23 protein-coding genes and 2 tRNA genes are annotated in these 25,593 nt (G+C 62.3%); 4 read left to right on the top strand and 21 right to left on the bottom strand.

All coding sequences use genetic code 11. From position 1 onward, the window contains the following. Positions 1–5: 5 nt before the first annotated feature. The 10 genes from nusA to rlmE all read right to left on the bottom strand — a co-directional run bounded on the left by nusA (position 6) and on the right by rlmE (position 8,590). Positions 6–1,487, bottom strand: a complete 1,482-nt coding sequence (gene nusA, locus NJG22_RS18235; protein WP_134691574.1) for a transcription termination factor NusA — start codon at positions 1,485–1,487, stop codon at positions 6–8. 59 nt (positions 1,488–1,546) lie between these two features. Further along, positions 1,547–2,005 carry a ribosome maturation factor RimP gene (gene rimP, locus NJG22_RS18230; protein WP_167659473.1) on the bottom strand — a complete coding sequence of 153 codons (459 nt, stop codon included), beginning with the start codon at positions 2,003–2,005 and terminating at the stop codon, positions 1,547–1,549. A 129-nt stretch (positions 2,006–2,134) separates the two neighbouring features. Further along, positions 2,135–2,211 (bottom strand) — tRNA-Met (locus NJG22_RS18225). A 98-nt stretch (positions 2,212–2,309) separates the two neighbouring features. Further along, positions 2,310–2,395 (bottom strand) — tRNA-Leu (locus NJG22_RS18220). 21 nt (positions 2,396–2,416) lie between these two features. After that, positions 2,417–2,809: a preprotein translocase subunit SecG gene (gene secG, locus NJG22_RS18215; RefSeq protein ID WP_253096477.1), complete on the bottom strand. Its 393-nt coding sequence runs from the start codon at positions 2,807–2,809 to the stop codon at positions 2,417–2,419. A gap of 4 nt (positions 2,810–2,813) precedes the next feature. Then, positions 2,814–3,569, bottom strand: a complete 756-nt coding sequence (gene tpiA, locus NJG22_RS18210) for a triose-phosphate isomerase (protein ID WP_253096476.1) — start codon at positions 3,567–3,569, stop codon at positions 2,814–2,816. Positions 3,570–3,635: 66 nt separating this feature from the next. Further along, positions 3,636–4,976: a phosphoglucosamine mutase gene (gene glmM / locus NJG22_RS18205; RefSeq protein ID WP_253096475.1), complete on the bottom strand. Its 1,341-nt coding sequence runs from the start codon at positions 4,974–4,976 to the stop codon at positions 3,636–3,638. A gap of 16 nt (positions 4,977–4,992) precedes the next feature. Next, positions 4,993–5,844 carry a dihydropteroate synthase gene (folP, locus tag NJG22_RS18200; RefSeq protein WP_253096474.1) on the bottom strand — a complete coding sequence of 284 codons (852 nt, stop codon included), beginning with the start codon at positions 5,842–5,844 and terminating at the stop codon, positions 4,993–4,995. Between the two features lie 8 nt (positions 5,845–5,852). Further along, positions 5,853–7,760 (bottom strand): ATP-dependent zinc metalloprotease FtsH, encoded by a 1,908-nt coding sequence (gene ftsH, locus NJG22_RS18195; RefSeq protein WP_253096473.1) that lies wholly within the window; start codon positions 7,758–7,760, stop codon positions 5,853–5,855. 203 nt (positions 7,761–7,963) lie between these two features. After that, entirely contained in the window at positions 7,964–8,590 is a 627-nt protein-coding gene (gene rlmE, locus NJG22_RS18190) for a 23S rRNA (uridine(2552)-2'-O)-methyltransferase RlmE (protein ID WP_011532133.1), read from the bottom strand. Between the two features lie 102 nt (positions 8,591–8,692). On the opposite strand from rlmE, the gene yhbY reads away from it, so the two are divergent. Further along, entirely contained in the window at positions 8,693–9,001 is a 309-nt protein-coding gene (gene yhbY / locus NJG22_RS18185; protein ID WP_023378620.1) for a ribosome assembly RNA-binding protein YhbY, read from the top strand. A gap of 144 nt (positions 9,002–9,145) precedes the next feature. Here yhbY and NJG22_RS18180 read toward each other — a convergent pair whose 3' ends face one another. From NJG22_RS18180 to grpE, 8 genes are all read right to left on the bottom strand, one after another. Continuing rightward, complete coding sequence (locus NJG22_RS18180; protein ID WP_253096472.1) at positions 9,146–9,586, bottom strand: MFS transporter; 441 nt, start codon at positions 9,584–9,586, stop codon at positions 9,146–9,148. Further along, positions 9,564–10,046 (bottom strand): transcription elongation factor GreA, encoded by a 483-nt coding sequence (greA, locus tag NJG22_RS18175; protein WP_081255197.1) that lies wholly within the window; start codon positions 10,044–10,046, stop codon positions 9,564–9,566. Before greA ends, NJG22_RS18180 begins: the two co-directional genes overlap by 23 nt. Next, positions 10,043–13,264, bottom strand: coding sequence for a carbamoyl-phosphate synthase large subunit (carB, locus tag NJG22_RS18170; RefSeq protein WP_253096471.1), 3,222 nt, complete (start codon positions 13,262–13,264; stop codon positions 10,043–10,045). The genes greA and carB overlap by 4 nt, the downstream gene beginning before the upstream one ends. Before the next feature lie 104 nt (positions 13,265–13,368). Next, positions 13,369–14,505, bottom strand: a complete 1,137-nt coding sequence (gene carA, locus NJG22_RS18165; RefSeq protein WP_217852644.1) for a glutamine-hydrolyzing carbamoyl-phosphate synthase small subunit — start codon at positions 14,503–14,505, stop codon at positions 13,369–13,371. 338 nt (positions 14,506–14,843) lie between these two features. After that, a complete protein-coding gene (gene dapB / locus NJG22_RS18160) occupies positions 14,844–15,650 on the bottom strand; it encodes a 4-hydroxy-tetrahydrodipicolinate reductase (RefSeq protein ID WP_253096470.1) in 807 nt (268 codons plus the stop codon). A gap of 13 nt (positions 15,651–15,663) precedes the next feature. Further along, positions 15,664–16,788 carry a molecular chaperone DnaJ gene (dnaJ, locus tag NJG22_RS18155; RefSeq protein WP_253096469.1) on the bottom strand — a complete coding sequence of 375 codons (1,125 nt, stop codon included), beginning with the start codon at positions 16,786–16,788 and terminating at the stop codon, positions 15,664–15,666. 213 nt (positions 16,789–17,001) lie between these two features. Next, on the bottom strand, positions 17,002–18,930 hold the full coding sequence (gene dnaK / locus NJG22_RS18150; RefSeq protein ID WP_253096468.1) for a molecular chaperone DnaK: 1,929 nt from the start codon (positions 18,928–18,930) through the stop codon (positions 17,002–17,004). Positions 18,931–19,031: 101 nt separating this feature from the next. Then, on the bottom strand, positions 19,032–19,604 hold the full coding sequence (gene grpE / locus NJG22_RS18145) for a nucleotide exchange factor GrpE (protein ID WP_290445162.1): 573 nt from the start codon (positions 19,602–19,604) through the stop codon (positions 19,032–19,034). 164 nt (positions 19,605–19,768) lie between these two features. On the opposite strand from grpE, the gene recN reads away from it, so the two are divergent. Further along, entirely contained in the window at positions 19,769–21,442 is a 1,674-nt protein-coding gene (recN, locus tag NJG22_RS18140; protein ID WP_253096466.1) for a DNA repair protein RecN, read from the top strand. 20 nt (positions 21,443–21,462) lie between these two features. Here the strand turns inward: recN and NJG22_RS18135 are convergent, their stop codons facing one another. After that, positions 21,463–22,239: a ferredoxin--NADP reductase gene (locus NJG22_RS18135; RefSeq protein ID WP_253096465.1), complete on the bottom strand. Its 777-nt coding sequence runs from the start codon at positions 22,237–22,239 to the stop codon at positions 21,463–21,465. 203 nt (positions 22,240–22,442) lie between these two features. On the opposite strand from NJG22_RS18135, the gene NJG22_RS18130 reads away from it, so the two are divergent. Together NJG22_RS18130 and NJG22_RS18125 are read left to right on the top strand one after the other, a co-directional pair. Further along, positions 22,443–23,216 carry an autoinducer binding domain-containing protein gene (locus NJG22_RS18130; RefSeq protein WP_253096464.1) on the top strand — a complete coding sequence of 258 codons (774 nt, stop codon included), beginning with the start codon at positions 22,443–22,445 and terminating at the stop codon, positions 23,214–23,216. A gap of 62 nt (positions 23,217–23,278) precedes the next feature. Next, a complete protein-coding gene (locus NJG22_RS18125; RefSeq protein ID WP_253096463.1) occupies positions 23,279–24,403 on the top strand; it encodes a methyltransferase in 1,125 nt (374 codons plus the stop codon). A 28-nt stretch (positions 24,404–24,431) separates the two neighbouring features. On the opposite strand, the gene NJG22_RS18120 is transcribed toward NJG22_RS18125, so the two are convergent. After that, positions 24,432–24,572, bottom strand: coding sequence for a DUF2474 domain-containing protein (locus NJG22_RS18120; protein WP_253096462.1), 141 nt, complete (start codon positions 24,570–24,572; stop codon positions 24,432–24,434). Between the two features lie 12 nt (positions 24,573–24,584). Then, entirely contained in the window at positions 24,585–25,592 is a 1,008-nt protein-coding gene (cydB, locus tag NJG22_RS18115) for a cytochrome d ubiquinol oxidase subunit II (protein WP_253096461.1), read from the bottom strand. Position 25,593 lies beyond the last annotated feature (1 nt).

The following is a 25,593-nucleotide window of genomic DNA, read 5'->3' as shown; positions in this document are numbered from 1 at the left end:
CCTAATTACTCGAACCAGTGGGCTCGGGCGGCCATGATCAACTTGCCGGCACGCTCTTCGTCGATGCCGTCGATGTCGAGCAGGTCGTCAATCGACTGCTCGGCCAGGTCTTCGCGGTTAACCACGCCGCGCACCGCCAGTTCCGCCGCCAGGTCCTTGTCCATGCCCTCGAGGGAGAGCAGGTCTTCGGCCGGATGGGCGTCTGCCAGTTTTTCTTCGGTAGCGATGGCTTTGGTCAACAAACGGTCCTTGGCACGAGCGCGCAGCTCATTGACGATGTCCTCGTCAAAGCCATCGATGTTGAGCATTTCTTCCAACGGTACGTAAGCAATTTCTTCGAGGCTGGTGAAGCCTTCGTCGACCAGCACCTGTGCCAGTTCTTCGTCGACTTCCAGTTCCTCGATGAAGTTACGCAGGATGTCGCCTGTCTCAGCCTGTTGCTTGGCCTGGATGTCCTTCTCGGTCATCACGTTCAGGGTCCATGCAGTCAGCTGGCTGGCCAGACGGACGTTCTGGCCGCCACGTCCGATGGCCTGGGCCAGGTTGTCCTCGGCCACGGCGATGTCCATCGCATGGGCATCTTCATCAACGATGATCGCGGCAACCTCTGCCGGCGACATGGCGTTGATGACGAACTGCGCCGGGTTCTCGTCCCACAGGACGATATCCACACGCTCGCCACCCAGCTCGCCGGATACGGCCTGGACGCGCGAACCGCGCATGCCGATGCAGGCACCTTGCGGGTCGATGCGCTTGTCCTTGGAGCGGACGGCGATCTTGGCACGCGAACCCGGATCACGGGAGGCGGCCATGACTTCGATGAGGCCTTCGGCGATTTCCGGCACTTCGATGCGGAACAGCTCGATCAGCATCTGCGGCGCGGTGCGCGACAGGATCAGCTGCGGGCCGCGGTTCTCGGTGCGGATTTCCTTGAGCAGCGCGCGCAGGCGCACGCCAACCCGGAAGGTCTCACGGGGAATGATGTCTTCGCGGGCCAGCAACGCCTCGGCATTGTTGCCCAGGTCGACGATGACGTTGTCGCGGGTGACTTTCTTCACGGTGCCGGAGATGATCTCGCCGACGCGTTCGCGGTAGGCGTCGACCACCTGTGCGCGCTCGGCCTCGCGGACCTTCTGCACGATGACCTGCTTGGCGGTCTGGGCGGCGATGCGGCCGAATTCGATCGACTCGATCTTCTCTTCGATCACGTCACCGACCTTAGCGTCCGGGTGCGTGTCCTGGATCTTTTCCAGCCAGGTCTCGATCGCCGGATCGTCCAGGTCGTTTTCGTCAACCACGGTCCAGCGGCGGAAGGTCTCGTAGCTACCGGTGTGGCGGTTGATTTCCACACGCAGGTCGACTTCGTCCTCAAAACGTTTTTTGGTTGCAGTGGCCAGGGCCACTTCCAGCGCTTCGAAAATGACGCCTGGCGGTACACCTTTTTCGTTGGATACCGATTCAACAACCAGCAGTACTTCTTTGCTCATCGTACGCCTCGCCTTGCGCAAGCCATTGGCCCCGGAAAGTCCACCGGGCCCGGCACGTCTCAGTCAAAACTGGGAATAATATTGGCCTTGTCGATCGAGTCGATCGGCAGCAGGAACTCCTGGTTGTCCACCTGGACCACCACATCCTGCTCCTCCACACCACGGAGAAGGCCCTGGAAGTTACGACGACCCTCGAAGGGTGAACGCAGCTTGATCTTCACTTGTTCGCCGGCATGCGAGGCAAACTGTTCCAGAGTGAACAGTGGGCGATCCATGCCAGGCGAAGAAACTTCGAGGGTGTATTCACTGCTGATCGGATCTTCCACGTCGAGAATCGCGCTGGCCTGACGGCTGACCGCTTCGCAGTCCTCCACCAGGATGCCGCCATCCTTGTCGATGTAGATGCGCAGTACCGAATGCTTACCCTGGGAAACGTACTCGATCCCCCAGCACTGATAGCCCAGACCCTCGACCACCGGGGCCAACAAGGCCTGCAACTGTTCTAGCTTGCTCGACACCTGAACCCCCTCGTGCATGCTGTGCAAATAAAAAATGGGCGAAGCGCCCATCCCTGAAAGCGCCGTTGGACAACGGCGCCGAAAACTGTCGGCTAGCAAAAAGCCCCTGAAAAGGGGCTCTGCTGAAGCTGGTTGCGGGGGCTGGATTTGAACCAACGACCTTCGGGTTATGAGCCCGACGAGCTACCAAGCTGCTCCACCCCGCGACAAAGCTGGGGCGAAAGTATAAGACCGAACCCTGTGCAGGGTCAATCCAACCTCCACCTGCAAGAAAGCCCGCTAAAGCGGGCTCTCATGCTTCAATTGGTACCGAGAAGGGGACTCGAACCCCTACACCCTATGGGCACAACCACCTCAAGGTTGCGTGTCTACCAATTCCACCACCTCGGCAATACTACTTCTTGAAACCCGTTACTGCTGCTCTTTGGCCGGAGGAGGTACGTCACCAGCGTTGGTGGTTTCGCTCTTCTGCTGTTGGAGCACCGGTACATCATCATTGACTGCCGGCTTTGGCTCTTTGACTTCCAGCACTGCCGGATCTGGCAGACCAGCTTGAGTCAGCTGGTGAGCCCGCTGCTTGGCGAAGTATCCTAACCCAAGTGCAGTCAAAAAGAAAGTGGCAGCAAGTATAGCAGTAACTTTACTCAAAAAGGTAGCGGAACCTTGGCTTCCGAACACAGTATTTGAAGCCCCTGCGCCGAAAGATGCACCAGCTTCCGCACCTTTACCCTGTTGCAACAGCACCATAACTACCAGTGACAGCGCCGCCAACAGATGAAAAACAACTACGACTGTTTCCAGCATTTGTTCAGTTTCCTGCGGCGCGACAAATTGCACCGAATTCGTCTGCGTTCAGGGAAGCTCCACCAATGAGCCCCCCATCGATATCCGGCATGCCGAACAGTTCGGCCGCATTGGCCGCCTTCACGCTGCCGCCGTAGAGAAGCTGCACACTTTCTGCAACTTCGGCGTCCTTCGCCGCCAACTGCTTGCGGATGGCTGCGTGCACATCCTGGGCTTGCTGTGGCGAGGCCGTCAAACCAGTACCGATGGCCCAAACAGGCTCATAGGCAATAACTGCATTGGCGAAAGCCTTGATACCGAACACATCGATAACACTGCTTAGTTGACGCCCTACAACTTCAAGCGTCTCGCCGGCTTCGCGCTCTGCGAGAGTTTCCCCTATACAGAGCACTGGCGTCAAACCACTTTGCTGAGCCGCTGCAAACTTTTGATTCAGCACTTCGTCACTTTCGCCAATAACCTGGCGACGCTCGGAGTGCCCAACCAGCACATACTTGCAACCGACTTCAGCCAACTGACTCGGGGCAACTTCGCCGGTCAGCGCGCCTTGTTCAGGCTGTACTGCAGAATTCTGTGCGCCTACGCTGATTCCTTTGCCTTCCAGGCCATCGATCACTTGATTGATGAACAGGGACGGTGGAAACACCGCGACTTCCACACCGCTTGGCAGGGACAGATTGCCCAAGCCCTGGGTCAGCTCTACGACGCTAGCGCGGGTACCGTGCATCTTCCAGTTACCAGCTACCATGGGGCGACGCATGCTTTACCTCGTCGGTCAAAGTGGGCGCAGATCTTACCCAACCCGATCTGCGCTGGCAAGCCTCTTTCAGGCACAAACTTCTTCAACGAGCTTGGCCAGGGCTTCGGCATGGCCGCGCACCTGGCTTTCGTCATCACCCTCGACCATTACCCGCACCAACGGCTCGGTGCCGGACTTGCGCAACAATACGCGCCCACGGCCAGCCATGGCTTCGGTGGCCTTGGCGCTGGCTTCCTTGACCAGAGGGTTTTCCAACGGATCGGCCTTGCCCGCCGCGAAACGCACATTGATCAGTACCTGGGGGCACTTACGCACGGCCTGGCGCGCCTGGGCCAGGTTCTCACCGCGACGCTTGAGCGCCATCAGCACCTGAAGCGCGGCAATGATCGCGTCACCGGTCGTGGTATGACCGCCACAGACGACGTGACCCGAGTTCTCGCCACCCAGCAGCCACTGGCGCTCCAGCAGCTCAGCCATTACGTAACGGTCACCAACCTTGGCACGCGCGAACGGAATATCCAGTTCCTTGAATGCCAACTCCAGGCCCAGGTTGCTCATCAGCGTGCCGACCACCCCACCCTGGAGCTTGCCGCGCTCCTGCATGTCGCGGCCGATGATGAACAGCAGTTCGTCACCGTCGACGATGGTACCGGTGTGGTCGACCATCAGCACGCGATCGCCATCACCGTCGAAGGCGATGCCGATATCCGCATGACCGACCAGCACCGCAGCCTGCAGCGACTCGATGTGGGTCGAACCGCAGTTTTCATTGATGTTCAGGCCATCCGGCGCCGCATGCAGCACCGTGACCTCGGCACCCAGCTCGCGGAATACGCTCGGCGCGACCTTGTAGGTGGCACCATGGGCACAATCGACGACGATCTTCAGCCCTTCGAAACTGGTGCTGCTCGGCACGCTGCTCTTGCAGAACTCGATGTAGCGCCCTGCCGCGTCGTTGATGCGCGAGACCTTGCCCAGCTTGCTCGATTCGACCACGGTCATCGGCTGGTCGAGCAGTTCCTCGATCATCAGCTCGACTTCGTCCGGCAGCTTGGTGCCGGCGCCGGAGAAGAACTTGATGCCGTTGTCGTCGTGCGGGTTGTGCGAGGCACTGATGACGATACCCGCTTCGGCGTGGAAGGTGCGGGTCAGGTAGGCGATGGCCGGGGTCGGCATCGGCCCGAGCAACATCACATCGGCGCCGGCCGCGGAAAGCCCGGCCTCCAGCGCGGATTCGAACATGTAGCCGGAGATTCGCGTGTCCTTGCCCACCAGCACGCGGCAGCTGCCCTGCTTGCGGAAGGCCATGCCCGCGGCCCAGCCGAGTTTCAGCATGAAGTCGGGGGTAATGGGGAATTGGCCGACGCGACCACGGATACCATCGGTACCAAAGTACTTTCTGCTCATAGTGACTCCAATGTTCTTATTCGGCGTTCTGTACCGCGGCGATCATGCGGACCACGTCAGCTGTTTCAGCGACGTCGTGCACCCGCAGGATGCTCGCACCCTTGGTCATGGCCAGGGCGGCCAAGGCCAGGCTGCCGTAGAGCCGCTCGCCGACCGGACGGTCCAGCGTGAGGCCGATCATGCTCTTGCGCGAAACACCCACCAGCAGTGGGCGCCCAAGGCGATAGAGCGCTTCCATGTGCTTGAACAGGCTCAGGTTGTGCGCAAGGGTCTTGGCAAAACCGAAGCCTGGGTCGAGGACGATACGCTCGGCGGCGATGCCCACTGCCGCGCAGGCAGCCATACGCTGTTCAAGATAGCGCGTGACATCGACGGTCACATCCTCGTAGTGCGGATTGTCCTGCATGGTGCCCGGCTCGCCACGCATGTGCATCAGGCATACCGGCAAGCCGGTATCGGCCGCAGCGTCCAAGGCACCGTCGCGCTCCAGGGCGCGCACGTCGTTGATCAGGCCGGCGCCCAGGCGGGCCGACTCGCGCATCACCGCAGGTGTCGAGGTATCGACGGAGATGATCACGTCCAGGCGGCTGCTGATCGCCTCGACGATCGGCGCCACACGCTCCAGCTCTTCTGTTGGTGAAACCGCACGGGCGCCTGGGCGGGTGGACTCGCCACCGACATCGACCAGGGTCGCGCCAGCCGCCACCATCGCTTCGGCATGGCGCAAGGCCGCGTCACGCTGGCTGAAGCGCCCGCCGTCGGAGAAGGAATCGGGGGTGATATTGAGGATACCCATGACATGGGTACGGGACAAATCAAGAACCCGGTTGCCGCAAGGCAACCGGGTCGGGTACTGCTGTGAGGTCATAGAAACCCTTAGTGTTGAGCCGCTGGACCGCCGATCGGCGATTCCGGACGATCATCCTGGGAGGCCGGAGTACCGGTGGTGCCGGCATCGTTGTCCCAGTCGCGCGGCTCGCGCGGGGTGCGCCCGGCCATGATGTCGTCGATCTGATCGGCATCGATGGTCTCGTACTTCATCAAGGCCTCGGCCATGGCGTCAAGCTTGTCGCGATTGTCGATGAGGATCTGCTTGGCCGTGGCGTAGCATTGATCGATGATGCTGCGCACCTCGGAGTCGATCATCTTGGCCGTTTCACCGGAAACGCTGGCGTGCTGGCTGCCAGCGCTGCGACCGAGGAACACCTCGCCCTCTTCTTCGGCGTACATCAGCGGGCCGAGTTTCTCGGACAGGCCCCACTTGGTGACCATGTTTCGGGCAATCTGGCTGGCACGCATGATGTCGTTGGACGCGCCGGTGGTGACACCGTCGAAGCCCAGGGTCATTTCTTCAGCGATACGGCCGCCGTACAGCGAGCAGATCTGGCTGATCAGCGCGCGCTTGGACAGGCTGTAGCGGTCCTCTTCCGGGAGGAACATGGTCACGCCCAGGGCACGACCGCGGGGAATGATCGACACCTTGTAGACCGGATCGTGCTCGGGTACCACACGACCGACGATGGCGTGGCCGGCCTCGTGATAGGCGGTGTTCTGCTTTTCTTTCTCGGACATGACCATGGTCTTGCGCTCGGCGCCCATCATGATCTTGTCCTTGGCCAGCTCGAACTCCTTCATTTCCACCAGGCGCTTGCCGGCACGGGCGGCGAACAGCGAAGCCTCGTTGACCAGGTTGGCCAGGTCGGCACCGGAGAAGCCAGGCGTACCACGGGCGATGACCGCCGCGTTGACGTTCTCGCCAACCGGCACCTTGCGCATGTGCACCTTGAGAATCTGCTCGCGACCACGGATATCCGGCAGGCCCACCACCACCTGGCGGTCGAAGCGGCCTGGACGCAACAGCGCCGGGTCGAGGACGTCCGGACGGTTGGTGGCGGCGATGACGATGATGCCATCGTTCATCTCGAAGCCGTCCATTTCCACCAGCAACTGGTTCAGCGTTTGCTCACGCTCGTCGTGACCGCCGCCCATGCCGGCACCACGATGGCGACCGACGGCATCGATCTCGTCGATGAAAATGATGCACGGCGCGTGCTTCTTGGCCTGCTCGAACATGTCACGGACACGGCTGGCACCCACGCCGACGAACATCTCGACGAAGTCGGAGCCGGAAATGGTGAAGAACGGTACCTTGGCTTCACCGGCGATGGCCTTGGCCAGCAGGGTCTTACCGGTACCGGGTGGGCCGACCATCAGCACGCCGCGGGGAATACGCCCGCCCAGGCGCTGGAACTTGCCCGGGTCGCGCAGGAACTCGACCAGCTCGCCGACTTCTTCCTTGGCCTCGTCGCAGCCCGCGACGTCGGCCAGGGTGGTCTTGACCTGGTCTTCGGAGAGCAGGCGCGCCTTGCTCTTGCCGAAGCTCATCGGGCCGCCCTTGCCGCCGGCACCGCCCTGCATCTGGCGCATGAAGAACATGAACACGGCGATGATCACCAGGATCGGGAAGCTGGCCACCAGCAGTTGCGTCCAGATGCTCTGCTGCTCGGGCTGCTTGCCTTCGACGGTGACATGGTTGTCGACCAGGTCGCCGATCAGGCCGTTGTCGGTGATGGCCGGGCGCACGGTCTTGAAGTTATCGCCATCGGTGCGCTTGCCGGTAATGATGTAGCCGTCGACGGTCACGCGCTCGACCTTGCCATCCTTGACCTGCTGGATGAAGTCGGAATAGTTGAGGGTCTGCGGCTCGTTAGGGCTGGAGAAGTTGTTCATCACCGTCACCAGGACGGCGGCGATGATCAACCAGAGGATCAGATTCTTTGCCATGTCGTTCAATTCGCTACCCTCTGAGGCCGGCGCACGACGCAGCCGTGCCTCGCATGATATTCATCGCCCTAACTTACTACATTACCCACGCATCCGCAGGCACCGTCTGTAACCCTTTGTGAAAGCTAGACTACACGAAGTTCGGACGATCCAGACGGGGCGGCCGATTGGAAATAACTATCGGCAACCCCGCAGCACGCCTTTCACGCTCCTTTGAACCCCTTGCCCAACAGGTACTGTTCGCGGGAGCGATCCCGCGAGGACGATGGCTTGCGCATCTGCACCTTGTCGAACTTGCTGCGCACGTCCTTGAGGTACATGTCGAAACCTTCGCCCTGGAAGATCTTGATCAGGAAATCCCCACCGGGCTTGAGCACGCGGGTCGCCAGATCCAGGGCCAGTTCACAGAGGAACATGGCGCGCGGCATGTCCACCGCGGGCGTACCACTCATATTGGGGGCCATATCGGAAATCACAAGGTCCACGTGCGAATCGCCGACCGCCTGGAGGATCTGCTGCAGCACTTCGTCCTGGGTGAAGTCGCCCTGGATGAAGGTCACATCGGGGATCGAGTCCATCTCCAGGATGTCCGAGGCGATCAGCCGGCCCTGGCCACCAATCAGACGACTGGTCACCTGCGACCAGCCACCCGGGGCCGCGCCGAGGTCGATCACGCTCATGCCGGGGCGGATCAGGCGGTCTTTCTCCTGGATCTCCAGCAGTTTGTAGCTCGCGCGCGAGCGGTAGCCATCCTTCTGTGCTTGCTTCACAAAAGGGTCGTTGAAATGTTCGCGCAGCCAGTTGGCGCTGCTTTTGGAACGTTGTACCACGGGGCACCTCGATGATATGCGTCGTGTTTGACTGGGCGGAGCCACAGGCCCTCGGGTAAAATGCCCGTCAATTTTACAGAATCAGACGAAAAGGGTCAGATTATGCCGCTCAACAACGAGCAGAAGAAGCAGTACAAATCGATTGGTCACGACCTGAAGCCGGTTCTGATCGTCGCGGGCAATGGTTTGAATGAAGGCGTCATCGCCGAACTGGAACGCGCCCTGACCGATCACGAACTGATCAAGGTCGAGATCCGCTCGGAAGATCGCGAGGAACGTGCCGCAGCCATCGCCGAACTGTGCAAGGCTGGCCGCGCCGAACTGGTACAGACCATCGGCAAGAAAGCGCTGATCTATCGCAAGAACCCGCAGCCGAACAAGCAGCTGTCCAATATCCACCGTTACAAGTAACGGTAGCAGGGCTGCTGCGCAGCCCATCGCGACACAAGGCCGCTCCCACAGGGATCGCGTTGCATCATAGGCCGGTGCAATCCCTGTGGGAGCGGCCTTGTGTCGCTAAAGGGCGGCAAAGCGGCCCCGGTAATCGTGAACTGATTACCGGCGCGCCTTGACCGGCACCGGCTGGGCCACCAGGACGATGCCTGAGAAGCCCAGCACCAGGAAACAGAACATCTGCCAACGCTCGCCCACGGAAATGCCGTAGCGCAGCGTGTAATAGCCGACACAGGCACCAAGGCCGAGCAGCAGCATCTGGCCGCGGAACTGCCGCCACCAGGCCGCCAGGCCGTCCACCCTCGCCAATACTGCCAGCTGGGTCACCAGCCCGAGCAGCGCCACGCCGATCAACCAGCGGTCGATCTGCCCGGCGATGTCATGCACCAGCAACGGCGCCAGGCCGCTGACCTTGAGCGCCGGCACCAGGCCCACATGGAACACCCACAGGCCGCCAACCCAGAACACCTGGGCCAGCTGCCAGAGGATCCCCTCGAGGGATGGCGCCCGCAGGCGCCGGTCAGATGTGCTTGACTTCGACAATCTCGTACTCGACGGTGCCGCTTGGCGTCTTGACGACGACCGTGTCGCCCTCTTCCTTGCCGATGATCGCGCGCGCGATCGGCGCGCTCGCCGAGAGCTTGCCCTTCTTGATGTCAGCCTCGTCCTCGCCAACGATCTGGTAGGTCACCTGATCGCCAGTCTCGGTGTTTTCCAGATCGACGGTCGTGCCGAAGATCACCTTGCCGGTATGGGCAATAGTGGTGACGTCGATCACTACCGAGTTCTGCAGGCGGCCTTCGATGTCGCGGATACGCGCCTCGACCATGCCCTGCTCCTCGCGGGCGGCATGGTATTCGGCGTTTTCCTTCAGGTCGCCCAGTTCACGGGCCTCGCCAATGGCCTGGCTCAGGCGCGGGCGTTCGGTCTTGCTCAGGAACAGGTGCTCTTCTTCCAGGGCGCGAGCGCCCTGGACGGTCATCGGGTACTTGGTAATGCTCATGCTTCGAGTCCTGCATGCAGATCCTGCAGGCGACGAACGGTCTTTTCCGGACCGAATTTCAGCGCCTCGCAGATGGCTTCACCGGCCGCAATGGTCGTGGTGCAGTAGATCTTGTGCTGCAGCGCATTGCGACGAATCGAGTAGGAGTCGGCGATCGACTGGCGGCCTTCGGTGGTATTGATGATCAGCGACACTTCGTCGTTCTTGATCATGTCGACCACGTGCGGGCGACCTTCGGTCACCTTGTTCACACGGCGCACTTTCAGGCCAGCGGCCTCGATCACCTTGGCGGTGCCGACAGTGGCGACCACTTCGAAGCCCAGGGCGATCAGGTCGCGGGCGACGCCAGCCACTTGCGGCTTGTCGTCGTCGCGCACGCTGATGAAGGCGGTACCGCCGGTCGGCAGCACTTCGCTGGCGCCCATCTGGGCCTTGGCGAAGGCTTCGCCGAAGCTGTCGCCGACACCCATGACTTCACCGGTGGATTTCATCTCAGGACCGAGGATCGGGTCAACCCCTGGGAACTTGGCGAACGGGAAGACGGCTTCCTTGACGCTGTAGAAGTTCGGGATGATTTCTTCGGTGAAGCCCAGTTCCTTCAGGGTTTTACCGGCCATGACACGGGCCGCGATCATCGCCAGGGAGGTGCCGATGCACTTGGAGACGAACGGCACGGTACGCGAGGCGCGCGGGTTGACCTCGATCACGTAGATCTTGTCGCCCTGCAGGGCCAGCTGCACGTTCATCAGGCCGACCACGCCCAGCTCCAGGGCCATTTTCTTGACCTGTACGCGGACTTCGTCCTGCACGTCCTTGCTCAGCGAGTAAGGTGGCAGCGAGCACGCCGAGTCACCGGAGTGAACGCCGGCCTGCTCGATGTGCTGCATGATCGCGCCGATTACCACGTCGGTGCCGTCGCAGACCGCATCCACGTCCATCTCGATGGCGCAGTTGAGGAAGTGGTCGAGCAGCACCGGGCTGTCGTTGGAGACCTGTACCGCTTCACGCAGGTAGCGCTTGAGCTCGTCCAGTTCGTAGACGATCTCCATGGCCCGACCACCCAGTACATAGGATGGGCGCACGACCAGCGGGTAACCGATGCTGCCAGCAGCGCGGATGGCCTCTTCTTCGCTGCGCACGGTGGCGTTTGGCGGCTGCAGCAGGTTCAGGCGCTGCACCATCTGCTGGAAACGCTCGCGGTCTTCGGCGCGATCGATGGCGTCCGGGCTGGTACCGATGATCGGTACGCCGGCTTCTTCCAGGGCGCGAGCCAGTTTCAGCGGGGTCTGGCCGCCGTAGTGGACGATGACGCCCTTCGGCTTCTCGACGCGGCAGACTTCCAGCACGTCTTCCAGGGTCAGAGGCTCGAAGTACAGGCGGTCGGAGGTGTCGTAGTCGGTGGAGACGGTTTCCGGGTTGCAGTTGACCATGATGGTCTCGTAACCGTCTTCACGCAGCGCCAGTGCGGCGTGCACGCAGCAGTAGTCGAACTCGATGCCCTGGCCGATACGGTTCGGGCCGCCACCGAGGATCATGATCTTGTCGCGGGTCGACGGGTTGGCCTCGCATTCTTGCTCGTAGGTCGAGTACAGGTAGGCGGTGTCGGTGGCGAACTCGGCGGCGCAGGTGTCGACACGCTTGTACACCGGGAACACTTCGAGCTTGTGGCGGTGGCGACGCAGGTTCTTGTCGGTGATGCCGAGCAGCTTGGCCAGGCGCTGGTCCGAGAAGCCCTTGCGCTTGAGGCGCAGCATGTAGTCCTTGTCGATCGACGACAGGGCCAGGGTCTTGACCTTCTCTTCTTCCTTGATCAGGTCTTCCATCTGCACCAGGAACCACAGGTCGATGCCGGTCAGTTGGAAAATTTCCTCGATGGTCATGCCCGAGCGCATGGCGTCGGCGACGTACCAGATGCGCTCGGCACCCGGCACGGTCAGTTCGCGCTTGAGGATGCCGGCCGCTTCCGGGCTGGCCAGGTCGACCTTAGGATCGAGACCGCAAGCGCCGACTTCCAGGCCGCGCAGGGCTTTCTGCAGGGACTCCTGGAAGGTCCGGCCGATGGCCATGACTTCACCCACGGATTTCATCTGGGTGGTCAGGCGAGCGTCGGCCTTAGGGAATTTCTCGAAGGCGAAGCGTGGCAGCTTGGTGACGACGTAGTCGATCGACGGCTCGAAGGAAGCCGGGGTACGGCCGCCGGTGATGTCGTTCTGCAGTTCGTCGAGGGTGTAGCCGATAGCCAGCTTGGCGGCGATCTTGGCGATCGGGAAGCCGGTGGCCTTCGATGCCAGGGCCGAGGAACGGGAAACCCGCGGGTTCATCTCGATCACGACCATGCGGCCGGTGTTCGGGCAGATACCGAACTGCACGTTGGAACCGCCGGTCTCGACACCGATTTCACGCAGCACCGCCAGCGAGGCGTTGCGCATGATCTGGTATTCCTTGTCGGTCAGGGTCTGTGCCGGGGCCACGGTGATCGAGTCACCGGTGTGCACGCCCATCGGGTCGAAGTTCTCGATCGAGCAGACGATGATGCAGTTGTCCTTCTTGTCACGGACCACCTCCATCTCGTATTCCTTCCAGCCGATCAGCGACTCGTCGATCAGCAGTTCCTTGGTCGGCGACAGGTCCAGACCACGGGTGCAGATTTCTTCGAATTCTTCACGGTTGTAGGCGATACCGCCACCGGTGCCGCCCATGGTGAACGACGGACGGATGATGCACGGGAAGCCGAGCTTCTCGAGAACCGCGTTGGCCTCTTCCATGCTGTGGGCGATACCCGAGCGCGGGCACTCCAGGCCGATGGCCTTCATCGCCTTGTCGAAGCGCGAGCGGTCTTCGGCCTTGTCGATGGTGTCGGCGTTGGCACCGATCATCTCGACGCCGAACTTCTCCAGAACGCCGTGGCGCTCCAAGTCCAGGGCGCAGTTCAGCGCGGTCTGGCCACCCATGGTCGGCAGCACGGCGTCTGGGCGTTCTTTTTCGATGATCTTGGCCACCGACTGCCATTTGATCGGCTCGATGTAGGTGGCGTCGGCCATGGCCGGATCGGTCATGATGGTGGCTGGGTTGGAGTTCACCAGGATGACGCGGAAACCTTCCTCGCGCAGGGCTTTGCAAGCCTGGGCGCCGGAGTAGTCGAATTCGCAGGCCTGGCCGATCACGATCGGGCCAGCGCCGAGAATCAGGATGCTTTTGATGTCTGTACGTTTTGGCATGGTTGTCACTCAAATCCGCGGGTCAGTCGGCAAGCCGTCTTGAACAATCTGGGTCAGGCGCTTCCGGGCGGCGCGAGCCGACCCGGGGCCTTGATGCAGGATGCTCAGCGGCGCTTGGCCATGGCATCGGTGAAACGATCGAACAGTGGCGCGACGTCGGTCGGGCCCGGGCTCGCTTCAGGGTGTCCCTGGAAGCTGAACGCGCTCTTGTCGGTGCGCTCGATACCCTGCAGGGTACCGTCGAACAGCGACTTGTGGATGGCGCGCACGTTGCCCGGCAGGGTGGCTTCGTCGACGGCGAACCCGTGGTTCTGGCTGGTGATCATGACCACGCCGGTATCCAGGTCCTGGACCGGGTGGTTGGCACCGTGGTGGCCGTGGCCCATCTTCAGGGTCTTGGCGCCGGAGGCCAGGGCCAGCAGTTGGTGGCCCAGGCAGATGCCGAATACCGGGATCTCGGTTTCGAGAATCTCTTTGATCGCCTGGATCGCGTAGTCGCACGGCTCCGGATCGCCAGGGCCGTTGGACAGGAACACGCCATCAGGGTTGAGCGCGAGTACTTCGCTGGCCGGGGTCTGGGCCGGCACCACGGTTACCCGGCAACCGCGGGCAACCAGCATGCGCAGGATGTTCAGCTTGACGCCGTAGTCGAAGGCGACCACGTGGTACGGCAGGTCGGCGGCTTCGCGGGTCGGGTGGCTGTCGGTTTTCAGCTCCCACACGCTGGAGCGCCACTCGTAGCGCTCCTTGGTGGAGACGACCTTGGCCAGGTCCATGCCCTTGAGGCCCGGGAAGGCGCGGGCGGCGGCGATGGCCTGCTCTTCGGTGATGTCGTCACCGGCGAGGATGCAGCCGTTCTGGGCGCCCTTTTCGCGCAGGATGCGGGTCAGGCGACGGGTATCGATGCCGGCAATGGCGACGACGTTGTTGGCTTTCAGGTAGTCAGGCAGCGACTGGGTGTTGCGCCAGTTGCTGGCCAGCAACGGGAGGTCACGAATGACCAGGCCGGCGGACCAGACGCGATTGGATTCGGCGTCTTCTGGGGTGGTGCCGGTGTTGCCGATGTGCGGGTAAGTCAGGGTGACGATTTGCTGGGCGTAGGAAGGGTCTGTGAGGATTTCCTGGTAGCCGGTCATTGCTGTATTGAACACGACCTCACCAACGGTCTGACCGTCGGCTCCAATGGCTTCACCGCGAAAAATGCTGCCATCGGCAAGGGCGAGTATGGCTGGCTTAGTCAAGAAGACCTCCCGTAAATCAAGCCTGAAAGGGCGATCGCAGGTTGCAAAAAAGCGGAATGACGTATGGACACGTCACCCCGCTTTTATGCTGAATTAGTCTGCGCGCTTTTAGTGGACACACTAAAGCTGTAGCTTACAGAAAAACGCGCTTTCGGTCTACCGTGATTGTGTCTCTAAAACGCAGGATTGCGACAGTAGCGACACGAGCCCGCCCTGTAGGAGCGGCCTTGTGTCGCGAAAGGGGCGCGCAGCGGCCCCTGGATCTCTGAACCACTCAGAATTGCCGGGGCTGCTGCGCAGCCCTTTCGCGACACAAGGCCGCTCCTACAGGGACCGCATCAGCGCAGCGCGAGCACGTCCTGCATGTCATACAGCCCAGGCTCGCGCCCGTCCAGCCACAGCGCCGCGCGCACCGCACCCTTGGCAAAGGTCATGCGGCTCGAGGCCTTGTGGGTTATTTCCAGGCGCTCGCCATCGGCGGCGAACAGCACGGTGTGATCACCGACCACATCACCGGCACGCACAGTGGCGAAGCCAATGGTCTTGCGGTCGCGGGCACCCGTCTGGCCCTCACGGCCATATACCGCCACTTCCTGCAGGTCACGCCCCAGCGCACTGGCGACCACTTCACCCATGCGCAGCGCGGTACCCGACGGCGCATCGACCTTGTGCCGATGGTGGGCCTCGATGATCTCGATATCGACATCGTCACCCAGCACGCGCGCCGCCATGTCCAGCAGCTTGAGGCTGAGGTTGACGCCGACGCTGAAATTGGCGGCAAAGACGATCGGAATCTCCTTGCCAGCCTCGGCCAACTGCGCTTTCTCTTCCGGGGTGAAGCCCGTGGTACCGATTACCATGGCCTTGCCCATCTTGCGGCAGAAGGCCAGGTTCTTCAGGGTCACCGACGGATGGGTGAAGTCGATCAGCACGTCGAACTCGTCGACGACCTTGGCCAGGTCGTCGCAAATCGTCACGCCAATGCGCCCCAGGCCCGCCAGTTCACCGGCATCGGCACCGACCAGGGAGCTGTCCGGACGATGGATCGCCGCGGTCAAGCCAGCCTTGGGCGCCTGCTGCTGTACCGCCTCGATCAGCACCTTGCCCATGCGCCCGGCGGCGCCCATCACTGCAATACGTCGCATAGCCTGTTCCTTCTCAGAGATCGCCGAAGAAGCGCTTCACGCCTTCGAACCAACCACTGGCCTTGGGCGAGTGAGAGCTGTCGCCCTCGAGGGAATCGCGCAGCTCTTCGAGCAGCTCACGCTGGCGACGGCTGAGGTTGACCGGGGTTTCCACCGCCACGCGGCACAGCAAGTCGCCCGCCGCACCACCGCGCACCGGCGCCACGCCCTTGCCGCGCAGGCGGAACTGCTTGCCGGTCTGGGTGCCTTCGGGGATTTTCAGCTTCACCCGACCATCGAGGGTCGGCACTTCCAGTTCGCCGCCCAGGGCCGCGTCGGTGTAGCTGATCGGCACTTCGCAGTACAGGTGCTTGCCGTCCCGCTGGAAGATCGGGTGCTCGCGCACGTTGACCACCACGTACAGGTCGCCGGTCGGACCACCGTGGGTACCCGCCTCGCCTTCGCCGGACAGACGGATGCGATCGCCAGTGTCGACGCCGGCCGGAACCTTGACCGACAGGGTCTTGTACTCTTCGACACGACCCTCGCCGTGGCACGAGGTGCACGGATCGGTGATGATCTTGCCCTGGCCATGGCAGCGCGGGCAGGTCTGCTGCACGGCGAAGAAGCCCTGCTGCATGCGCACCTGGCCGATGCCGCCACAGGTCGGGCAGGTCGAGGGGGTCGAGCCCTTCTTGGCGCCGGAGCCATCGCACGGCTTGCAGTTGACCAGCGTGGGCACCCGGATGTTGACCGTGGTGCCGCGTACCGCCTCTTCGAGGTTGAGCTCGAGGGTGTAGCGCAGGTCGCTGCCGCGCTGGGCGCCGCCACGACCACCACCACGGCCGCCGCCGAAGAAGTCACTGAAGACATCGCCGAAGATGTCGGAGAAGTTGGCGCCGCCGAAGCCGGCACCGCCGCCACCCATGCTCGGGTCGACGCCGGCGTGGCCGTACTGGTCGTAGGCCGCGCGCTTGCTGGCATCCGACAGCACTTCGTAGGCCTCGTTGGCCTCCTTGAACAGGTCCTCGGACTCTTTGTCGCCCGGATTGCGGTCCGGGTGGTACTTCATCGCCAGACGGCGGTAGGCCTTCTTGAGATCGCCTTCGCTGGCGCCACGCTCGACACCCAGGACCTCATAAAAATCACGCTTTGCCATAGGTCATTTGCACTCTTTGGGGGCGTTCGGCATACCTTCGCGCATCAGTGCGCCATGCCGTCAGCACCTGCCGCCATACGCGAATGCGCCCAGACAGATGCTGTAAATAATTCTCGTGTTCCAGACACGCCAACGCGGGAGCAAGCCCCCGCGCGGCGACATCCTACCAGTTCACCGGCAAACGGCGATGAACTGGCCGACAACATGCAGGGATTACTGCTTGTTGCTGTCTTTCACTTCCTCGAACTCGGCATCAACCACGTCATCGTGCTTGGCTTCCGGCTCGGCCTGCTGCTGGGCGCCGCCCTGTGGCTGCTCGGCCTGCTGCTCGGCGTACATCTTCTGGGCAACAGGGGCCGATACCTTGGACAGCTCTTCGACCTTGGCGTCGATGGCAGCCTTGTCGTCGCCTTTGACGGCGGCCTCCAGGGCAACCACGGCAGCCTCGATCGCGGTCTTCTCTTCAGCGGTGACCTTGTCACCGGCTTCAGTGACCATCTTGCGGGTCGAGTGGACCAGCGCGTCACCCTGGTTGCGGGCAGCGGCCAGCTCTTCGAACTTGCGGTCTTCCTCGGCGTTGGCCTCGGCGTCGCGGACCATTTTCTCGATTTCGTCGTCGGACAGGCCGGAGTTGGCCTTGATCACGATCGACTGCGCCTTGCCGGTGGCCTTGTCTTTCGCGCCGACGTGCAGGATGCCGTTGGCGTCGATGTCGAAGGTCACTTCGATCTGCGGCACGCCGCGTGGTGCTGGCGGAATATCGGCCAGGTCGAACTTGCCCAGCGACTTGTTCTGCGAAGCTTGCTTGCGCTCGCCCTGCAGCACATGGATGGTCACGGCGCCCTGGTTGTCGTCGGCGGTCGAGAACACCTGCGACTTCTTGGTCGGGATGGTGGTGTTCTTCTCGATCAGCGCGGTCATCACGCCGCCCATGGTTTCGATACCCAGGGTCAGCGGACTGACGTCCAGCAGCAGGACGTCCTTGACGTCACCGGCCAGAACGGCACCCTGGATGGCAGCACCCATGGCGACGGCTTCGTCCGGGTTGACGTCCTTGCGCGCTTCCTTGCCGAAGAAGTCGGCAACGGCCTTCTGCACCATCGGCATACGGGTCTGGCCACCGACCAGGATCACGTCGTCGATCTTGCTGGCATCGATGCCGGCGTCCTTCAGGGCGATGCGGCAAGGCTCGATGGTACGGTTGACCAGGTCTTCGACCAGCGACTCCAGCTTGGCGCGGGAGATTTTCACGTTCAGGTGCTTGGGACCTGTGGCATCTGCAGTGATGTACGGCAGGTTGACGTCGGTCGACTGGGCCGAGGACAGCTCGATCTTGGCCTTTTCAGCAGCTTCCTTCAGGCGCTGCAGGGCCAGCGGATCGTTCTTCAGGTCCATGCCGGACTCTTTCTTGAACTCGTCGACGAGGTAGTCGATCAGGCGCATGTCGAAGTCTTCGCCACCCAGGAAGGTGTCGCCGTTGGTCGCCAGTACTTCGAACTGGTGCTCACCGTCGACTTCGGCGATTTCGATGACCGAAACGTCGAAGGTACCACCACCGAGGTCATAAACGATCACGGTGTGGTCGCCCTTGGCCTTGTCCATGCCATACGCCAGCGCGGCGGCGGTCGGTTCGTTGATGATGCGTTTTACGTCCAGGCCGGCGATGCGGCCGGCGTCCTTGGTCGCCTGGCGCTGGCTGTCGTTGAAGTAGGCCGGCACGGTGATGACCGCTTCGGTGACTGGCTCGCCGAGGTAGTCTTCGGCGGTCTTCTTCATTTTCTTCAGGACTTCGGCGCTGATCTGCGGCGGGGCCATTTCCTTGCCGGAAGCCTCGACCCAGGCGTCACCGTTGCTGGCCTTGACGATCTTGTAAGGCACCAGCTTGATGTCTTTCTGCACGACGTCTTCTTCGAAGCGGCGACCGATCAGGCGCTTTACCGCGAACAGGGTGTTGTGCGGGTTGGTGACCGCCTGGCGCTTGGCCGACTGGCCGACCAGGATTTCGCCGTCGTTGGCGTAGGCAATGATCGAAGGCGTGGTACGCGCGCCTTCGGCGTTCTCGATGACCTTGGCGGTGCCGTTTTCCAGCACGCTGACGCAGGAGTTGGTGGTCCCCAGGTCGATACCGATGATTTTACCCATGTTGATTCTCCCGAAACTTGAATTTGGTGGCAGCGACTACATTGGCCAACTGCGGTAATACTTGAAGGCTTGACACCTAGATGGGGGTGCCCCGACGGATTTCAAGCCTGTTCGTTGATCGACGGCTGCGGCGCGCTCGGGGCCTTGCTGACCACCACCATGGCGGGGCGCAGCAGGCGGCCATTGAGCAGGTAGCCTTTCTGGAACACGTTGAGCACGCTGTTCGGCTCGGCGGTGTCGCTTTCCTGCATGGCCATTGCCTGGTGGTGCTCGGCGTTGAACGGCTGGCCGAGGGGATCGACGGCTTCGAGGTTGTAGCGCTTGAGGGTGTCCTGGAACATTTTCAGGGTCAGCTCGACGCCCTCGCGGATCTTCTTGACGTTCTCGTCTTCGGCGCTGGAGTGCGCCAGGGCCAGTTCCAGGCTGTCGATCACCGGCAGCAGGTCGGTGGAGAACTTCTCCAGGGCGAACTTGTGCGCCTTCTCGACATCCTGTTCGGCACGGCGGCGGATGTTCTGCAGGTCGGCGGCGGCGCGCAGGGATTGGTCCTTGGCGGCGGCCAGCTGCTCCTCGAGCTCCAGAACGCGCGCGTCAGTGGTTGCTGCACCGGCTTCTTCGGAATTCAGGTTCTTCTCATCCAGCTGTTCGTCAGCCATCGGGTTTCTCCTTCGCAATTTCTGTTGTGCGAGCCAGGCTCGCCTTGTCTTGCCAGCTATATGGGGTCGGAAAAACCGGCTTCAAGGGGCAATGTGCTTTTCCACATTCGTCAGGCTGCTATTGGCAGACCAGCAATAAGCACTGTATAAATATCCAGACACGACCCTTCGGGAGCCGCCCCATGCTGGTGCACCTGTCCATTCACAACTACGCCATTGTCGAACACCTCGACCTCGAAATCGCCCGCGGCATGTCCGTCATCACCGGTGAGACCGGGGCTGGCAAGTCGATCATGCTCGACGCCCTGGGCCTGGCCCTGGGCGATCGCGCCGACAGCGGCGTGGTGCGCCCAGGCACCGACAAGGCCGATATCCTCGCCACCTTCGACCTGGTCGACATCCCCGAGGCCCATGCCTGGCTCGCCGAGCGCGACCTGGAAAGCGACGGCCCGTGCATCCTGCGCCGGGTGATCACCGCCGAAGGCCGCAGCCGCGGCTACATCAACGGCACGCCCTGCCCACTTGGCGATCTCAAGGCGCTGGGCGAGCTGCTGATCGACATTCACAGCCAGCATGAACACCAGTCGCTGCTGAAAACCGACACCCACCGCCGCCTGGTGGACGAATACGCCGGCGCCATCGACCTGGCCCGCCAGGTGCAACTGGCCGCCAAGCGCTGGAACCAGACACGCCAGGAGCTGGAGCACCTGCGCAACTCCGGAGACGAGCAGCGCGCACGCCATCAGTTGCTCAGCTACCAGCTGGAAGAGCTGGACAACCTCGGCCTGGGCGAGCATGAACTGGAGCAACTGGAGCAAGAGCACAAGAACCTGACCAATGCCGAAGCCCTTTTCGGCATCTGCCGCCAGGTGATCGACCAATGCAGCGAAAGCGACTCGGGCAATGTACTCAGCGCCCTGACCGTCAGCCTCAACCGCCTGACCGCCGTAACCAATGCACCCAAGGCCCTCGGCGAAGCGGTCAACCTGATCGCCAGCGCGCAGATCCAGGTCGAAGAGGCCGTGGGCGAGCTCAACCGCTTCCTTGACCACTTCGATGCCGACCCCATGCGCCTGCAGGCTCTCGAGGAGCGCCTCGACACCCTCTACACCCTCGCCCGCAAGCACCGCGTGCACCCCACCGAACTGCCGCATCTGCAGCAACGCCTGATGGAGGAGCTGGAAAGCCTGAACGCCAGCGACGAGTCGCTCGAGCGACTGGGCGAAGAGCTGGCGGCCTTCGCCCAGCACTATAAAGAGAAGGCCAGCGAACTCAGCGCCCTGCGCCAGCAGGCAGCCAAGCAGCTAGCCACCGCAGTGGAACAGGAGATCCAGCGCCTGGGCATGCCCGGCGGGCGCTTCTGCATCGAACTGACGCCCTTCGACACTGGCGATCTTTCCCCCCACGGCCTGGAGCAGGTCGAACTGCTGGTCAGCGCCAACCCCGGCCAGCCGCTCAAGGGTTTGGCCAAGGTCGCATCTGGGGGCGAGTTGTCACGTATCAGCCTGGCGATCCAGGTGATCACCGCCCAGACCTCGCGTATTCCGACACTGGTATTCGATGAAGTGGACGTCGGTATCGGCGGCCCCACGGCTGAGATCGTCGGGCAACTGCTGCGCCGCCTTGGCGAGCGCGGCCAGGTACTGACCGTGACCCACCTGCCGCAAGTGGCGGCGCAGGGGCATCATCACCTGTTCGTGCACAAGGTGCGCAACAGCGATACCACCCACACCGCTGTCGCCACCCTGGGCAAGCGCGAGCGCGTGGAGGAAGTCGCGCGGATGCTCGGCGGAATCGACCTGACCAAGGAGTCCCTGGCCCATGCGCGCAAGATGGTGGTCAGCAGCAAGGCGTGAAGCTTGTGCAGGCCGGTGGATTACCAGTAGTTCTCCACCGCCACTTGCCCCGGCCGCTTGCTCAGGCTCAACTGCAGGTCGCGTGCCTTGAGCACCTTGCGTGTCTGGTCGATCATCTCGGGGTTACCACAGAGCATGATTCGCGAATGCTCCGGCGACAGCGCCAACCCCGCCGCCTGTTCCAGTTCGCCGTTCTCGATCAGCGTGGTGATGCGCGCATTCAACGCCCCCGGATGCCCCTCGCGAGTGACCACTGGAATGAACTGCAGCTTGCCCGCGAATTCGGCCAGGTAGTCGCGCTGCTCCAACCCGGCGATTTCGTCGATATACGCCAGCTCCTGGGCCTCGCGCACCGAATACACCAGCTTGATATTGTCGAACCGTTCCCAGGCTTCGAAATCCTGGAGGATCGACATGAAGGGCGCGATGCCGGTGCCGGTGGCCAATAACCATAGGTCGCGGCCGCCGACGAAGCGGTCCAAGGTCAGGTAACCGAAGGCCTGTCGGTCGATCAGTAGGGTGTCACCCGCGCCTAGCCGGCTCAACTCACTGGTGAACTCGCCGCCCGGCACGACGATAGAGAAGAAGTCGAGGAACTCGTCATGGGGGGCGCTAACCATGGAGTACGCCCGCCACACCACGCTGCCATCGGCCTTGGTCACGCCCAACCGGGCGAACTGCCCTGCACGAAAGCGAAAGCCCGGGTCGCGCGTTACGCGCAGGGAAAACAGGTTGGGGGTCAACGGCTGCACGTCGAGCAGGGTCTGGCGGGTAAACTTGTCGGCGCTGGCGGTCATGACGGGCTCCAGAAATCAGATGCGCCCAGTGTCGCGCAAAGCGTCCAGGATAAACACCGTCGGATTGTAGGGCATCGGTAAAAGCCGACATGAAAACACGATGAAAACGCGACACCTATAACAAAAAAAACCAACACAGGGCGGGAAGTTTTCCTACACTCGTCCGGTGTTGCGGAACAATGGATCCAATTGGAGCGTTACCCATGTCGATGCCAGAATGGACACCTGAGCAGTTCGATCTAGCGCTGAAGCAGGGCGGCCCTCGCGCGCTGATCAAACACGCCCAATCACTGATAGCACCGGCAGGTCTGGATTGCCTGAGTGTCACGCTGCGCGTGCGCGCGGCGGGCCACAAAGTATACTTTTATCACCACAGCAGTTTTGCACCTGCCTGGGACCAACGTTACATCGCTGACAAGCTCTTTGATATCGACCCCCTAGTATCAAAAAGCCATCATCATGATAGTCATTGTCATGGAGAGCTTCCACTTGTATGGCACAGCCGTCTGTTCGATGAGGCCATGCCGCTGTGTGAAACAGCGGCCGAGTTTGGTATCTCTTTCTCACATGGTTGGAGCCAATCGATATTTGATGCTCGACAGAACTCGACCGTTGTGAACGTATTCCGCAGCCATGGCCCTATCAGCGCCGAAGAGCTCTATGAGCACGAGGCTCGGGTGCTATTGCTTGGCAACAGGCTCCATGCCGCGCTTTACAACCACCACCTGCCCGATATCTGCTCTCCCGCGCCAGCACCGAGCCTGAGCCCACGTGAGCTTGAGGTGATCAGGACCTATGACGAGCTTTCCAGCGCCAAGCGAGTGGCCAAGGCGCTGTCGATGTCGGTCAGCACGGTGAACTTCCACATGGGCAATGTGCGCAAGAAGACCGGCGCCAAGACCAGCATGGCCGCGGCCAATCGCCTGCGCGACCACGATCTGCTGGAGCATTCCCCTCCCCCCGACAAAGGCCTGTAGAATCCTCCCCCTCGAACCCGTCGCGCACCGTGCCGGGGAGATTCGCAACAGAGCCCCACGTCATGCCCTTGTTCAACAGCCCCTTCGCCGACCTCGACCTGATCCGCCAACCGGAGCAGGCCCACGACCCCCTGCTGGCGTTCGATGCCGCCGACCAGTACCTGCTGGAACACCTCGCGGCCCAGCAGCCTGACGCCAACTGCCGGGTGCTGGTGCTCAACGACAGTTTCGGCGCCCTGGCCGCCAGCCTGGCCGGGCGGATGAAGGTGACCAGCAGCGGTGATTCGCACTTGGCGCGCATGGCCCTGGAAAAGAACCTGGCAGGCAACGGCCAAGCCTACGATGCAGTGCCGTTCGTGCCGGCCAGCGATGCCTGGCACGGCCCGTTCGACCGCGTGCTGGTGCGCGTGCCCAAGACCCTGGCCTTGCTCGAGGAGCAACTGATCCGCCTGCAAGGCCACCTGGCGCCCGGCGCCCAGGTGATCGCCGGGGCCATGATCAAGCATCTGCCCCGCGCCGCGGGCGACCTGATGGAAAAGTACATCGGCCCGGTGCAGGCCTCGCTGGCCCAGAAGAAAGCCCGGCTGCTCACCGCCACTCTCGACGCTCGACCACTCGCCCGCTCCCCGTACCCAACGCGCTACCGCCTGGACACCCCGGCCCTGGAGCTGGTCAACCACGCCAACGTGTTCTGCCGCGAAGGCCTGGACATCGGCACCCGCGCCTTCCTCCCGCACCTGCCGCGCGACCTCGGTCAGGCCCGGGTGGCTGACCTGGGTTGCGGCAACGGCGTGCTGGCGATCGCCAGCGCCCTGGCCAACCCGGATGCCCACTACACCCTGGTGGACGAGTCGTACATGGCGGCGCAATCGGCGCGGGAGAACTGGCAGGCGGCGCTGGACGGGCGGGCAGTCGAGATCCACGCGGCAGACGGCCTGGCCGGGCAAGCCAGGCAATCGCTGGACGTGGTGCTGTGCAATCCGCCGTTCCACCAGCAGCAAGTGGTCGGCGACTTCCTTGCCTGGCGCATGTTCCAGCAAGCCAGGGAGGCGCTGGAAGTGGGTGGCGCGCTGTATATCGTCGGCAACCGGCACCTGGGCTACCACAGCAAGCTGGCGCGGCTGTTCCGGGGCGTCGAGCAGGTAGCGGCGACGCCGAAGTTCGTGGTGTTGAAAGCGCGCAAATGAATGGGGCCGCTTTGCGGCCCCTGACAACTTAGTGGGTGCTCAACCCGGCAGCATTCATGAACATGCGCATGCCGTAGGCGACGATGCCCAGCGCCACCACACTCAACCCCCAGATCAGCACCAACCAGCCCAGGCGTTGCCACAACGGTTTCTTCTGTTCCACAGTCATCGCTCGGCGCTCCTAGTGATAGCCGTCTTCGTGGGTCACCTTGCCGCGGAACACGTAGTAGCTCCAGAAGGTGTAGCCGAGGATGAACGGCAGGATGAACAGCGTGCCCACCAGCATGAAGCCTTGGCTCTGCGCTGGGGCCGCAGCATCCCAGATGCTGATCGACGGCGGGATGATGTTCGGCCACAGGCTAATGCCCAGCCCGCTGTAGCCAAGGAAGATCAGCACCAGGGTCAGCAGGAACGGCGTGTAGTGGGCATTGCGCTGTACCGCCCGGAGCAGGCCGTAGAAGGTCACCAGCACCAGGATCGGCACTGGCATGAACCACACCAGGTTGGGCATGCTGAACCAGCGCTCGGCGATCTGCGGGTAGGCGATAGGCGTCCACAGGCTGACGATGCCAATCACCGCCAGCAACACCAGCGCCAAGGGTCGTGCCACGTCATGCATCTTCTGCTGCAGCGGCCCCTCGGTCTTCATGATCAGCCAGGTACAGCCCAGCAAGGTGTAGGCGACGATCAGCCCCAGGCCGGAGAACAGGGTAAATGGCGTTAGCCAGTCCAGGGTGCCGCCGGCGTACTTGCGGTCGACCACCTTGAAGCCCTCGATGAACGCCCCCAGCGCCACACCCTGGAAGAAGGTCGCCACCAGCGAGCCCCAGATGAATGCCTTGTCCCAGATATGGCGTTTATGCGGCCGCGCCTTGAAGCGGAACTCGAAGGCCACGCCACGGAAGATCAGCCCCACCAGCATCAGGATCAACGGCAGGTACAGCGCTTCGAGCACCACCGAGTAGGCCAGCGGGAAGGCGCCGAACAATGCCGCGCCACCCAGTACCAGCCAGGTTTCGTTGCCGTCCCAAACCGGGGCGACGGTGTTCATCATCACATCGCGGTCACGCTCGTCCTTGACGAAGGGGAAGAGCATGCCGATACCCAGGTCGAAGCCGTCCATCACCACGTACATCATCACGCCGAAGATGATGATCACGGCCCAGATCAGCGGAAGATCGATACCCATC

This window comes from Pseudomonas sp. VA159-2 (assembly GCF_024126635.1).
GTDB classification, from domain to species: Bacteria; Pseudomonadota; Gammaproteobacteria; order Pseudomonadales; family Pseudomonadaceae; genus Aquipseudomonas; species Aquipseudomonas muyukensis.
The sequence above is the reverse complement of the archived record's forward strand: the minus strand, read 5'-3'. Positions and strand labels throughout refer to the sequence as shown.

Coding starts and splice junctions, on each gene's coding strand:
- NJG22_RS18120 (WP_253096462.1), bottom strand. CDS start 24,572: ATGACTGTGGAACAGAAGAAACCGTTGTGGCAACGCCTGGGCTGGTTG.
- NJG22_RS18135 (WP_253096465.1), bottom strand. CDS start 22,239: ATGACCGCCAGCGCCGACAAGTTTACCCGCCAGACCCTGCTCGACGTG.
- tpiA (WP_253096476.1), bottom strand. CDS start 3,569: ATGCGTCGCCCCATGGTAGCTGGTAACTGGAAGATGCACGGTACCCGC.
- folP (WP_253096474.1), bottom strand. CDS start 5,844: ATGACCTCACAGCAGTACCCGACCCGGTTGCCTTGCGGCAACCGGGTT.
- cydB (WP_253096461.1), bottom strand. CDS start 25,592: ATGGGTATCGATCTTCCGCTGATCTGGGCCGTGATCATCATCTTCGGC.
- glmM (WP_253096475.1), bottom strand. CDS start 4,976: ATGAGCAGAAAGTACTTTGGTACCGATGGTATCCGTGGTCGCGTCGGC.
- NJG22_RS18125 (WP_253096463.1), top strand. CDS start 23,279: ATGCCCTTGTTCAACAGCCCCTTCGCCGACCTCGACCTGATCCGCCAA.
- recN (WP_253096466.1), top strand. CDS start 19,769: ATGCTGGTGCACCTGTCCATTCACAACTACGCCATTGTCGAACACCTC.
- dapB (WP_253096470.1), bottom strand. CDS start 15,650: ATGCGACGTATTGCAGTGATGGGCGCCGCCGGGCGCATGGGCAAGGTG.
- NJG22_RS18130 (WP_253096464.1), top strand. CDS start 22,443: ATGTCGATGCCAGAATGGACACCTGAGCAGTTCGATCTAGCGCTGAAG.
- dnaJ (WP_253096469.1), bottom strand. CDS start 16,788: ATGGCAAAGCGTGATTTTTATGAGGTCCTGGGTGTCGAGCGTGGCGCC.
- greA (WP_081255197.1), bottom strand. CDS start 10,046: ATGAGCATTACCAAGTACCCGATGACCGTCCAGGGCGCTCGCGCCCTG.
- ftsH (WP_253096473.1), bottom strand. CDS start 7,760: ATGGCAAAGAATCTGATCCTCTGGTTGATCATCGCCGCCGTCCTGGTG.
- secG (WP_253096477.1), bottom strand. CDS start 2,809: ATGCTGGAAACAGTCGTAGTTGTTTTTCATCTGTTGGCGGCGCTGTCA.
- yhbY (WP_023378620.1), top strand. CDS start 8,693: ATGCCGCTCAACAACGAGCAGAAGAAGCAGTACAAATCGATTGGTCAC.
- nusA (WP_134691574.1), bottom strand. CDS start 1,487: ATGAGCAAAGAAGTACTGCTGGTTGTTGAATCGGTATCCAACGAAAAA.
- dnaK (WP_253096468.1), bottom strand. CDS start 18,930: ATGGGTAAAATCATCGGTATCGACCTGGGGACCACCAACTCCTGCGTC.
- carB (WP_253096471.1), bottom strand. CDS start 13,264: ATGCCAAAACGTACAGACATCAAAAGCATCCTGATTCTCGGCGCTGGC.